Origin of the sequence: Burkholderia sp. WP42 (genome assembly GCF_000745665.1) — a bacterium.
In the GTDB taxonomy this organism is placed as follows: Bacteria; Pseudomonadota; Gammaproteobacteria; order Burkholderiales; family Burkholderiaceae; genus Burkholderia; species Burkholderia vietnamiensis.
Genome location: NZ_JQJT01000021.1, coordinates 57978 through 70557, shown reverse-complemented (window position 1 = coordinate 70557; position 12580 = coordinate 57978). Strand labels below are relative to the sequence as shown.

4 protein-coding genes are annotated in these 12580 nt (G+C 68.8%); all 4 read right to left on the bottom strand.

Annotation, left to right across the window (positions count from 1 at the left end; genetic code table 11):
- Positions 1-98: 98 nt before the first annotated feature.
- Genes EX20_RS13805 through EX20_RS13790 form a run of 4 tightly spaced genes read right to left on the bottom strand, consistent with a single transcriptional unit; the run spans position 99 to position 12512 of the window.
- On the bottom strand, positions 99-1802 hold the full coding sequence (locus EX20_RS13805; protein WP_034193901.1) for a cyclic peptide export ABC transporter: 1704 nt from the start codon (positions 1800-1802) through the stop codon (positions 99-101).
- A gap of 15 nt (positions 1803-1817) precedes the next feature.
- Positions 1818-2297, bottom strand: a complete 480-nt coding sequence (locus EX20_RS13800) for a hypothetical protein (RefSeq protein WP_224019696.1) — start codon at positions 2295-2297, stop codon at positions 1818-1820.
- Positions 2298-2349: 52 nt separating this feature from the next.
- Positions 2350-3006, bottom strand: a complete 657-nt coding sequence (locus EX20_RS13795) for a glycosyltransferase family 25 protein (protein ID WP_014725951.1) — start codon at positions 3004-3006, stop codon at positions 2350-2352.
- Entirely contained in the window at positions 3003-12512 is a 9510-nt protein-coding gene (locus EX20_RS13790) for a non-ribosomal peptide synthetase (RefSeq protein WP_034193899.1), read from the bottom strand. The genes EX20_RS13795 and EX20_RS13790 overlap by 4 nt, the downstream gene beginning before the upstream one ends.
- Positions 12513-12580 lie beyond the last annotated feature (68 nt).

Sequence of the window (12580 nt, the reverse complement as noted above, 5' to 3'; positions counted from 1 at the left end):
CCGACGTGATTTAAGCACCGGGCGGCGGCCGCGTCTGTAACGGATAGCAGGGACAGCCGATCAACCGCCGACGGCGACGCGCGCGCCCGGCGCGCCGCTCATCCTGCCGCTTCGGCTCGCGCGGTTTCCATCGCCGTATCGGAGAAGATCCGGCCGCGCTCGAGGCGAATGACGCGATCGGCCAGCCCGAAGTACTGGTCGTCATGCGTGATGATGACGACGCACTTGCCGCGCGCTCGCAGGTCGGGCACCAGCACCTCGTAGAAAAACCGCTTGAAAACGGGGTCCTGATCGGCGGCCCATTCGTCGAGGATATAGATCGGGCGATCCTCGATGTACGCGCAAAGCAGCGCGAGCCGCTTGCGTTGCCCGGTCGACAGCGCGGTCGTCGTCGAGTAATGCTTGCCGTCGATCCTGATCTTGTCGGCCAGCTTCAGCGTCTCGAGGTATCGGCGCGCACGCGCGATGCCTTCGTCCTCGCGATCGGGGCCGATCACGCGGTCGAACAGATGGAAATCGGTGAAGACGGCGGAGAACAGGTTTCGGTAGCGCTCCCGCGCATCGTCGTCGACGACTGCGCCATCGAGCGCGATGTGGCCTTCGGTGGGCGCATACAGGCCGCTGAGCACCTTGCCCAGGGTGCTCTTGCCGCTGCCGTTTCCGCCGATCACGTAGACCAGCTCGCCGGCATGAATCGTCATGTCGATCGGGCCGAGCACGAAGTCGGTCGTCGACTCGCTATCGCGGTAGTTCATCTTCACGCCCTTCAGCTCGATGACGCGCCACGCGCCGGCCGATGAGGAACCCGGCGCGAGCGCAGGCGAGCGGTCGGCGGGCGAGACCTGCGTGTCGTCGACCAGGAAGCCGAACTCCGCCAGCCGCGCGAGCGCCGTCTTGCCCTCGGCCACCATCGGCAGAATATTGATCAGCATGGTCAGCGGACCCATCATGTAGAGCACGGCGAGAATGCTCGCGGTGAGCACCGACGGATCGACGACGCCGAGCGACGGCACGCCGAACAGCAGGAAGCCGAGCAGCACGGCCACCGTGATCTGGCCGATGGTGTCGCCGCCCATGAACCAGAAGCGCTCGATGTAATTGAAGCCGGCCACGCGCTTCGACGACAGCTCGATCGCGGCACGCGTGAACCAGCGCCGCCGCGCGCGGTTGAGCTTGAGCTCCTTGATGCCGAACACGAGCCCGTGCGTGTATTCGTTGAAGCGCACGAACTCGTCGCGAACGCGCTCGGTGAAATTGACCGCCCTCCGGTAGAAGAACAGGTAAAGCGCGAGGCCGACGATCGTCAGGACCATCGTCGACGCGAAGACGATCCAGGACAGATACGCGAGATAGACGATGCTGCAGATCAGCACGACCGATTGAACGATGATCGTCGGTATCGTCAGCAGCGTCTGGCTCAGTTGCGGAATGTCCTGGGTGAGCAGCGTCAGGACGTTCGGCGCGCCGCGCCGGTCGATTTCGTCGAGCGGGGTCGCCAGGATCCGCTTGCACAGGTTGACGCGCAGGCGCGTCATCAGCTTCATGCACGCATAGGACGGCATCACGGCAGCGCCGCTGCGGCAGACGATCGCCACGACGTTGACCGCGATGAACACGAGCAGCAGCGTGCGTCGCTCGTCCGGGTCGTGCAGCGCGCGGCTGATGAGGCCGACGCCCACGATCGACGCGACGCCGCTCAGCAGCCCCGTCAGCACCGTGCCGAGCGTCAGCCACGGATGGCTGCGCCACATCAGCGTGACGGCCGAATGCCACGGCGGCGATTTGCTTTCAGCGAAATCCATGGGATGCCAATATGCTCAGTTGACCAGGTGGCTCAGCTCGACGTTGTGCGCCGCCGACCGCAATCTCGACGCGGTTTCGTGCCGGCCGAGGAACGCGATGCTGGCGACGATTTCGAGCGGCGAGTCGGAGAACAGCACGCAGCACTTCAGCACGCGCTGCGCACGGTCCCAGCCGAGGTCGGCCGCCGCGGCCGCGGCGCGCAACGACGCGTCGACCGACGCGGGCGCCCACGCGGCGGCCTGGCTCAGCCGCGAATCGGCCGCGCGAAGGAACTGCAGCAGCGTGCGCGGATTGCTCACGATGCTGTACATGAGAACGTAATCGACCCGCCGCTTCTTCGTGATCAGCGGAAAAATCAGATCGATCACGTCGGCGGCCGATTCGCATTTCCCGAAGGTCAGCGCAATGGCCTCGGCGAGCTTGTGATCGCGGTGGAGCGAATCGAGTGCGGACTGCACGAACGCCGCTTCGTGGTCGGCGGTGGTGATTTTCATGGTCGTCATAGCCTGTCGGGATAGGGATTGCTGCGAACGGCGCGCGCGGCGCTCACCAGCCGTCGGGAATCGGCAGCGAATAGGCCAGCGGCTTCTCCGGCATGACCTCTTCCATGATGTCGGAGTAGCCGGACTCCTGTCCGACCAGGTTCGGCTCGAAGCAGTAGCAGTTGAAGGTCTTCTGCAGCACGAGGTTGTTGCGGTCGTTGATCGCGGGCGGCCGTTCGTTGATCGCAATGAACGCGTCGTACAGCGAGTCCCTGACGACGTAGGCGTGCGCGGTCAGCGTCTCCACGGCCTTCACGACGTTCGGCGCGACGGGAATCGGCGGCGTGAAGTGGTAGGCGCCCAGGAACAGCATGTGCCAGTCCTGCGGCACCTGCGCGATGAACTCGGGGAAGCGCTCCGCGAACTCGGGGGCGAAGAACGCGTCGTCCTCGAAGATCAGGACTTCGCTCGCGCCGGCCGCCTTCGCCTGTGTCACGGCGGCGAGATGGCTCATCGTGCAGCCGTAATCCTGTGGCCGCATGTGGCTCAGCGAGGCCGGCACGCTGATCTGTCTGGCATCGACGGCGGACAGCCGTTCGACGGTGCGGATGTCCTGTTCCGCGAATTTGCGCTGCATCGCTTCCCAGCGGTCGGGGCGCCGGTCGAGGTTGATGCAGACCTTGCGGGCAAAGGTGTTGTCGATCGTCGCGGTCGATTTCATGAGGGCGTTTTTTCCAGGAACGGGTTGAGATGGGCAGCGACGGCGCCGGCATGCGGATCGAGCAGCATGGTCAGGTGGTCGCCGGGGACGTCCATCACGGCTACCGGCAGCGTCGAGAAGCGCGACCATCCCCAGGTCGGGTCCAGACGGAGCTGCGCGATCTCCGGCGACGGGGCGTGGTCGCCGGGGTCGTGCTCGACGCTGCGCAACAGCGCGATCGGCACCGGCAGCGGCTCGGCCTGCGGCGCGTAGCGCGACTTGAAGTTGGCCTGATAGACGCGCAGATAGGCGCGCAGCCGGTCGGAGTCGGCGTCCGCGAACCAGCTGCCGCGAGCGCCGATCCGCGCGAGAATCAGGCCCGCCTGGCCGTCGGGATCGAGCGCGACGAGGTCGTCGCGCGTCACCTGAAGATCGGCGCCGAGGAAGGTGCCGATTTCGTGCGCGATCGCGACGAGCCAGTCGGTGTCGTCCCAGTCGTGCCAGTAGGCGGCGGCCGTGCTGTCGACCGGCGCGGACGCGTCGAAGATCGCCAGCAGTTTCACGACCGCGCCCTTGGCGACGAGCTGCCGGCTCATCTCGAGCGCCACGTGCGCGCCGAACGAATGGCCGGCGAGGTAGTACGGCCCGGCGCCCACCAGCGGCCAGATGCGTTCGACATGGCGGGCCGCGATGTCTTCCACGTGAGTGAGCGGCTCACACGAGCCGTCGAGGCCGAGCGCTTCGAGCCCGTACACGGCGTGGGCCGCGCTCAGATGGTGCGCGAGCGGATGGAAGTAGACCACGTTGCCGCCCGCGCCCGGCAGCAGGAACAGCGGCGCCGCGGGGCCGCCGTCGCGGATCGGCACGAGCACGTCCGTGCGCGCCGACGTCGCCTGGGTCGCGAGCGCCGCCGCCAGTTTCTCGATCGTCGGATTCTCGAACAGACAGGAAATCGGCAGCCGGCGCGCGAACGCCTTCTCGACGTTCGCCATCAGCTGGATCGCGATGATCGAATGGCCGCCGAGATCGAAATAGTTGTCCGTGACCGCGATGTCGTCGCGCTTGAAGATCCGCTGCCAGATCTCCAGCAACGTGCGCTCGTCGGCCGACGGCGCAACGACGGCCCGCGCCGTCGCGGCCGCGTCGGCGGCAGGCTCGACGGCCGGCGCAGCGTGCCCCGGCGCGCCGTGCGGCGTGCCCGGCCGGCCGGCGGCGCTCGCCGCATCGACGAGCTGGCCGGTCAGTTGCTGCGGGTCGTCGGCGAATCGCTCCAGCAACGCGCGCAGCGTGTCGAGCATCTGCCGCACGACCTCGGGCGCGACGCGGCGTGCATCGTGCGAGAGCTCGAAGCCGATGCGCTCGTTCGGATGCACGGTCAGCGTCAGCGGGTAGTTCGATTCGGCGAACGCGCGGACGTCGAGAATCTCGATTTCGTCCGGCCCGAGATCGGGGGCCGCGGCGACGGGGAAGTTCTCGAACACCAGCAGGCTGTCGAACAGGCTGTCGCCGGCGGGCAGCTCGCTCCACGACTGGATATCGACCAGCGAGCTGTACGAATGCGGCTCCATCGCGGCCTGTGCGGCGTGCAGCGCCGCCAGCCAGTCGACGAACGGGCGCTCCGGCGCGATGCGCACGCGCAGCGGCAGCGTGTTGATGAACAGCCCGACGATCGACTCGACGCCCTCGAGCGCCGGCGGGCGGCCCGACACGGTGACGCCGAACACGACGTCGTCGGTCGCCGCGCGGCGCCACAGCACCAGCGCCCAGGCTGCGCGGATCAGCACGTTCAGCGTGACGCGATGGGCCCGCAGCAGCGCTTGCAGCCGCGCCGTCAGCGCGTCGTCGAGCACGAACTGCTGTTTGCGCAGCGTGTCGCGCCGCGCGGCGTCGCCGGCCGCCGGCTGCGCGGCGCTGCCCGCGATCGGCGTCGCGGCCCGGAAGCCTGCGAGTTCGGCGCGCCACCAGCGCTCGTCGGCCGCGCGCGGATGGCGCGCGAGCCAGTCGAGGTACGCGCGGTAGCCGGGCACCGGCGCGACGGCGACCGGCGCGCCGCTGCGGGCGAGCGACAGGTAGTCGTCGAACACCTCCTTCATCAGGATCGCGGTGCTCCAGCCGTCGAGGATGATGTGGTGCGCGCTCCAGCAGAAGCGATGGCGCGTGTCGGTTTCCTGGATCAGCGTGCAGCGGAACAATGGCGCACGGCGCAGATCGAAGCCGCGCTGCCGGTCGTCGGCGAGGAACGCGTCGAAGTCCTGCGCGCGGCGCGTCGCGTCGCGGTGTCGCCAGTCGACGAAGCTCCACGGCAGGTCGACCGTATGCAGCACGGTCTGGACCGGGCGTTCGCGGTCGGCCCAGGCGAACGCGGTGCGCAGCACCGGATGGCGCGCCATCGCGTTGGCCCACGCCTGCCGCAGCGCCGGCACCTGCAGCGGCCCGCTGACGACGAAGCTGAACTGCTGGAAATAGGCGGCCGGGTCGAGGTCGTACAGCGAATGGAACAGGATGCCCTGCTGCAGCGACGACAGCGGATAGCTGTCGTCGACGCCGTCCCACGCGGTGTCGCGCACCGATGCCGCGAAGTCGAGCAGCCGGTCCTTGAAGTGCGCGGCCAGGTTCTCGACCGTCTGCCGACGGTGCAGCCGCTCGCCGTAATGCCAGTCGACCTGCAGCTTGCCGTCGGCAACGGCGGCGACGATCTCGAACGCGTGCGTGCGCTGCGAGCGCTCGGCGCGCAGCGCACCGAGATCCTCGCGTGCCGGCCGCCAGTCGTCGGACTGTTGCAATACCGTATCGAGCTGGCCGTGATAGTTGAACAGGATGTCGGCCTTCGGCAGCGCGGCGAGGCTCGCGCGCACGGCGTCGTCGGGGCTCAGGTAGCGCAGCAGCGCATAGCCGAGGCCGTCGGCCGGGATGCGCCGCAGTTGCTGCCGCGCGGCACGCAGCGCGTCGCCCGGCGCCTGCATCGCGTCGACTTCGAGCACGACCGGATGGATCGACGTGAACCAGCCCACCGTGCGGCTGAGGTCCAGCGCCGCATCGGCCACGTGGCGGCCGTGGCTCTCGAGGTCGATCCGGGTGCGGACGTTGCCGGTCGCCATGCTGCACGCTTGCGCGAGCGCGACCAGCAGCACGTCGTTGATGCGCGTGTCGTACGCGCGCGGCAGCCGGCGCAGCAACGCCGTGGTGGCGGCTTCGTCCAGCTCGAACGACACGGACGCCGCATCGCCGACCGCGTTGTTGGTGCCCGCGGCCGGATAGTCGACCGGCATCGGCTCGACGGGCTGCGCGAGCAGCGCCTGCCACGTCGGGGCTTCGTCGGCAACGGCTTGCGAGCCGGCCAGTTGCTGCAGATGCAGCGCCCATTCGCGGAACGACGTCGTCTTCTCGGGCAACGGCCGGCCGTGGTACGCGGCATGCAGATCCTCGACGAGCACGCGCCACGACACGCCGTCCACCGCGAGGTGATGGATCGCCACGAACAGGCGGGCGAGCGGCTCGCCGGCCGCGCGGAACAGCCGCGCCGCGAGCAGCGGGCCGTGCACGATGTCGATGCCGCGCTGCGCGTCGGCGGCCGCCGCGCGCATCGCCGTGAGGCGCTCGGCGGCGTCGCCTGCGACGGTCTGCACCGCGAAGACGGCGGGCATCGCGCCGCTGCCGAGCACTTCCTGAGTCCAGCCGTCCGCGCCCCGCGAGAAGCGCGTGCGCAACGCGTCGTGATGTTCGCAGACCTGCCGGAACGCGTCCGCGAGCCGCGCGGCGTCGAGGTCGGCCGGCACCTCGATCAGGACCGTCTGGTTGTAGTGCGACGGCATGTCGAGGTCTTGTTCGAAGAACCAGTGTTGTACAGGCGTCAGCGGCGCATCGCCGAGCGGGCTGGCTACCGGCGCGGGCGCGGCGTGCGCGTCGGGCGCGGCGGCCAGTTGCGCGATCGTCTGGTACTGGAACAGCTGCTGCGCCGTCACGCGCAGCCCGGCCCGGTTCGCGCGCGCGATCACCTGGATGCTGAGAATCGAATCGCCGCCGAGCTCGAAGAAATTGTCGTGAATACCGACGGAAGGCAGTTGCAGCACCTGCTGCCAGATCGACGCGAGCAGCATTTCCCGCGGCGTGACGGCCGGCGCGTATGGCCGCGCCGCATCGTCGGCTGCCGCCGGAGCCGGCAGCGCCTTGCGGTTGATCTTGCCGTTCGGCAGCAGCGGCAACGACGCCAGCGCGACGAATTGCGACGGCACCATGTAATCCGCGAGCTTGCCGCGCAGATGGTCGCGCAGGCCGGCGATGTCCCGGGAAGCGGTCGCGACGTATGCGATCAGGAAGGTTCGCGCGTCTTCGGTCTTCGCGATCACGACGCAGTCGTCGACCGCCGGATAGGTGCGCAGCACGGCCTCGATTTCGCCGGGCTCGATGCGCAGGCCGCGCAGCTTGATCTGATGATCGATGCGGCCGAGGAACTCGATGTTGCCGTCGGGGCGGTAGCGCGCGAGGTCGCCGGTGCGGTAGAGGCGTGCGTGCGGGTCGTCGGAGAACGGATCGGTGATGAACTTCTCCGCGCTCAGGTTCGGCTCGTTGTAATAGCCACGGCCCACCGGCGTACCGCCGATCAGCAACTCGCCGGGCACGCCGATCGGCGTGGGCTGCAGCTGTGCGTCGACGATGTAGATGCGCGTGTTCGCAATCGGCCGGCCGATCGGCACGATGCGCTGCGGGTCGTCGCGCCGGCATTCCCACGCGGTCACGTCGACCGCGGCCTCGGTGGGGCCGTACAGGTTGTACAGCTTGACATCCAGGCGCTCGAAGCAACGCTGCTGCAGGTCGTAGGGTAACGCCTCGCCGCTGCACACGACGCGGCGCAGCGACGCGCAGTGCGCGTCGAGTTGCGGATGATCGAGGAACGCACGCAACATCGACGGCACGAAATGCAGCGTGGTGATCCGCTCGCGCTCGATCAGTTCGACCAGATAGTCGGTCTCGCGCTGCCCGCCGGGGCGCGCGAACACGAGGCGCGCGCCGGTGACGAGCGGCCAGAAGAACTCCCACACCGACACGTCGAAGCTGAACGGGGTTTTCTGCAGCACGGCATCGTCGGCGTCGAGCGCATACGCGTGCTGCATCCACAGAATGCGATTGACGATCGCGCGATGGGTGTTGAGCGCACCCTTCGGCCGGCCGGTCGAACCCGACGTGTAGATCATGTAGGCGAGGTTGTCGTTGCTCAGGTCCAGCGCCGGGTTGGACGTGAGCGCGGCGTCGAACTCGGACGTATCGCGATCGACGACGATCGTGCGTGCGCCGGTATCGGGCAGCGCGGCGAGCAGATGCTGCTGCGTGAGCAGCCAGCGCAACTGCGCGTGGTCGATCATGAAGCGCACGCGTTCGGCCGGATAGTCGGGGTCGACCGGCACGTATGCGCCACCGGCCTTCAGGACCGCAAGCAACGCGACGATCATGTCGAGCGAACGCTCCATCGCGACGCCGACGAGCGTATCGGGCGCGACGCCGAGCGCGATGAGCCGGTGCGCGAGACGGTTGGCGCGCTGGTTGAGTTCGGCGTAGGTGAGGGCCGCGCCGTCATAGACGGCAGCGACGGCATCGGGCGTGCGCTCGACCTGTTGCTCGAACAGCCGATGCAGCGGTTGCCCGGCCGCGTCACCGAAGTCGACGTCGGTGCGGTTCCATTCGACGGTCACCAAAGCGCGCTCGGCGTCGCTCGTCAGCGGCAACTCGCCGAGCGGCCGGTCCGGCGCGGCGATCACTGCATCGAGCAGCGTGCGGAAGTGCCCGGCCATCCGCTCGATCGTGCTGGCGTCGAACAGGTCCAGGTTGTATTCGATCGCGCCCGCGAGGCCGTCGTCGGCATCCTCGACGTGCAGCGTGAGATCGAACTTCGACGTGTGGCTCTCCACCTGCACCGGCGTGGTCACGAGGCCGGGAAAGTTCAGCGCGTCGGGCTGCGCCTTCTCGTACGCGAACACGACCTGGAACACCGGCGTGCGGCTCAGGTCGCGTTCGAGCGCGAGCGCGTCCACCACCTGCTCGAACGGAATCTCCTGACGGCTGTAGGCGTCGAGCGCGACGCGCTTTACGCGCGCGAGCAGTTCGCCGAAGCTCGGGTTGCCCGACAGGTCCACGCGCAGCGCGAGCATGTTCGCGAAGAAGCCGATCAGCGGCTCGGTCATGCTGGAGCGCCGATTGGCGATCGGCGAGCCGATCACGAGGTCCTGCTGGTTGCTGTAGCGCGACAGCAGCAGCGCATACGCGGCGAGCACGACCATGTAGGTGCTGGTGCCGGACGCGCGCGCGAGCGCGCGCAGGCCGCCGGCGCGATCGCGGTCGAGCTGGAACGGCAGCACCGCGCCGCGAAACTGCTGGATCGCCGGCCGCGGGCGGTCGGTCGGCAATGCGATCACGTCCGGCGCATCGGCGAGCGCGGCGCTCAGCAGCGCAAGCTCTCGATGCGTGTCGGCGGATGCGAGGCGCTCGTGCTGCCACACCGCGTAATCGGCGTACTGGACGGCCAGTTCCGGCAGCGAGCGCCCGGCGTAGAGCGCGGCCAGTTCGCCGAGCAGAATGCCCGACGACCACGCGTCGGAGACGATGTGATGCATCACGATGCCGAAGACGTGCAGCCGCGCATGCACGCGATACAGCGCGACGCGATGGAGCGGCCCGGCGGCGAGATCGAACGGCCGGTCGGCCTGCTGCGCGAGCCGTTCGAGCGCATCGGCTTCGCTCGCGACGTCGACGACGTCGAGCGCGACCGCCGCGGGCGGCGCGATGCGCTGGACCCCGAGACCGTCGACGGCCGGAAAGGTCGTGCGCAGGATCTCGTGACGCCGGCAGATCTCCGACACGGCGGCGCGCAGCCGCTCGACGTCCAGCTCGCCCTCGAAGCGCAGCGCGCTCGAGACGTTGTAGGTCGACGACGGTCCTTCGAGTTGCGCGAGGAACCACAGGCGCTGCTGCGGAAAGGACAGCGGCAGGTCGCCGGCGCGCGGGCGCGGCACGATGCTGCCGGCCGTCGAACCGGCGCGCGGCGACGACGCCTCGATCAGGTCGGACACGGCGCCGATGGTCTGGAGCTCGAAGATCGCGTCGATGCCGATCTCCACCGCGAAGCTGCTCCATATGCGCGACACCAGCTGCATGGCCTGCAGCGAATCGCCGCCGTAGTCGAAGAAGCGGCCGGCGAGATCGACGGCCGGGTTGTCGAGCACATCGCGCCAGATCCGCAACAGCTCGAGCTGAATCGGCGTGGCGTCGGCGTCGACGGCGGCATCGTCGGGTGCGGCGGCGGGCGTCAGCGCGAGCAAGGCCGGGCGATCCAGCTTGCCGTTCGCGTTGAGCGGAAATTCGGCGATCGGGACGAGGTCGGACGGCACCATATAGTCGGGCAGCTTCGCGGCCAGGAAGGCCCGTAGGTCGGCCATGCTCAGGTTCGCGGAACCCTTGACATAGGCGGCCAGCTTGCGGGCGCCGTGCGCGGACTCGCGCACGATGACCGCCGCGCCGACGACTTCCTCGTGCGCGGCGATCGCGGCCTCGACCTCGCCCAGCTCGATGCGGTGGCCGCGGATCTTGACCTGGTCGTCGACGCGTCCGTAGCACTGGATCCGTCCGTCGGGCAGCCATCGGCCGATGTCGCCGGTCCGGTAGACGCGCGGTTCGTCGGGATACGGCTGCTCGACGAACTTCGCGGCGGTGACGTCGGGACGCTGGTGATAGCCGCGCGCGAGGCCGGCGCCGGCGATGCAGATTTCGCCCGGCACGCCGAGCGGAACCGGGCGCAGCGCGTCGTCGACGATGTACACGCGCGTGTTCGCGATCGGCCGGCCGATCAGCACCGTGGACGGCACGTCGTCGACGCGCTCGACGATGCAGCCGACCGTCGCTTCGGTCGGACCGTACTCGTTGTAGATCTCGATCGCGGGGTCGATCTTGCGCAGCGTCGCGATGTGCTGCGGCGCGAGCTCCTCGCCGCCGACGATCACCTTGCGCACGCCCGAGCGCCCGAGGTTCATGTATTCCAGCAGGTGAATGTGGGTCGGCGTGAGCTTGAGCGTGTCGACGCCGCTGCCGGGCTGGAACATGCGGGCCAGGATGGTGTCGATGCTCTCCGACTGCGGATAGATGCGCAGCGTCTTGCCGCGCACCAGCGGGCAGAAGATGTTGGTCAGCGTGAAGTCGAAGCACAGCGAGCTGTACAGCCCGAAGCTGCCGGTCGTGCTTTCCGGGAAGTAGTAGTCGGCGGCCCAGCCGATGTAGTGGGCCAGATTGCGGTGTTCGAGCAGGCAGCCTTTCGGTTTGCCGGTCGAGCCGGACGTGTAGATCACGTAGGCGAGCCGCGCCGGCTCCGCGCGGCACGGCGGATTGTCCGGCAGCGGCGTCCAGCCGGGCAGCTCCTGATCCAGCAGCAGCGTCGCGCCGGAGAACTCATACCACTGCGCGAGCTGGTCCGAGTGGGTCAGCAGCAGCGCGAGGCCCGTGTCGGCGAGGATGTGATCGATCCGTTCGGCCGGATACGCCGGGTCCAGCGGCACGAACGCCGCACCGGCCTTCAGGATGCCGAGGATCGCGACGATCATCCATTCGGAGCGGTCGAACATGACGCCGACCAGCGCTTCCGGCCCGACGCCGTGATCCTCGCGCAAGCGATGCGCGAGGCTGTTGGCGCGCGCGTTCAGATCCGCGTAGCTCATCAGCGACGTGTCCGTGACGAGGGCCGGCGCCGCGGGCGTGCGGGCGACCTGCGCCTCGAACATCTCGACGACCGTCGGGTGGCGCGGCCCGGCCGTCGCGGTTTCGTTGAAGGATGCCAGCAGCCGGCGCTCCGCCGGCGTGCTCGCGACGATGTCGCCGACCGGCGCGTCGAGGCGTTCGAATGCCTCCAGCACGGCGCCGAGGCTGTTCGCGAAACCGTCGATGACGAACGGCTCGATCGCGTCGCTATGGTGCAGCTCGATTTCGCCGCGCGCGAGCCGCAGCTGAAGCTGCAGGTCGTCGTCGCGCAGGGTGGGCGCTTGGTGGACGCGATCGTCCGCGAGCGCGACGCGCGTGAGCTGCGCGACGTCCATGTCCTTTTCGTTGCGCACCAGCGTGTCGAGCGGGAAATGGGGCGCGGCGTAGCTGTCTTCGACGATCGCGGCCACGCGCGCCAGATAGTCGTCGACGCGCTCGTCGGGACGGACCTCGATGATCAGCGGAATGGCGGCGGCGCGCGCCGACGGCTGCGCGGCGAGGCCCGGCGTGCCGAGCACCGTCACGGGGATTCTGAAGTACTTCCACAGCAGAAACGCGATGCCCGCCGCCGCGACGGCGAACTCGCCGAGCTCGCCGTCGCCGATGCGCCGCAGCACGTCGACCGACGCGCGCGTGAGCGGCACCGTGCGCGACAGCCGGCGCGCGGGCTGGCGGCCCGGTCCGTGCGGTGCGATCCGATAGACGCCGGCAACCTGCGACAGGCTTTCGCGCCAGAAACGCGCGGTATGCGCATAGCGATGGTCGGTGACCAGCACGTTATTGTCTTGCACAGGACACTCCTTGAGACGTTTTGTTTAGCTGGAACGACCCGCGGCCGCGCGCATGACGCGCGCCGCGG

Coding starts and splice junctions, on each gene's coding strand:
- EX20_RS13805 (WP_034193901.1), bottom strand. CDS start 1,802: ATGGATTTCGCTGAAAGCAAATCGCCGCCGTGGCATTCGGCCGTCACG.
- EX20_RS13800 (WP_224019696.1), bottom strand. CDS start 2,297: ATGAAAATCACCACCGCCGACCACGAAGCGGCGTTCGTGCAGTCCGCA.
- EX20_RS13795 (WP_014725951.1), bottom strand. CDS start 3,006: ATGAAATCGACCGCGACGATCGACAACACCTTTGCCCGCAAGGTCTGC.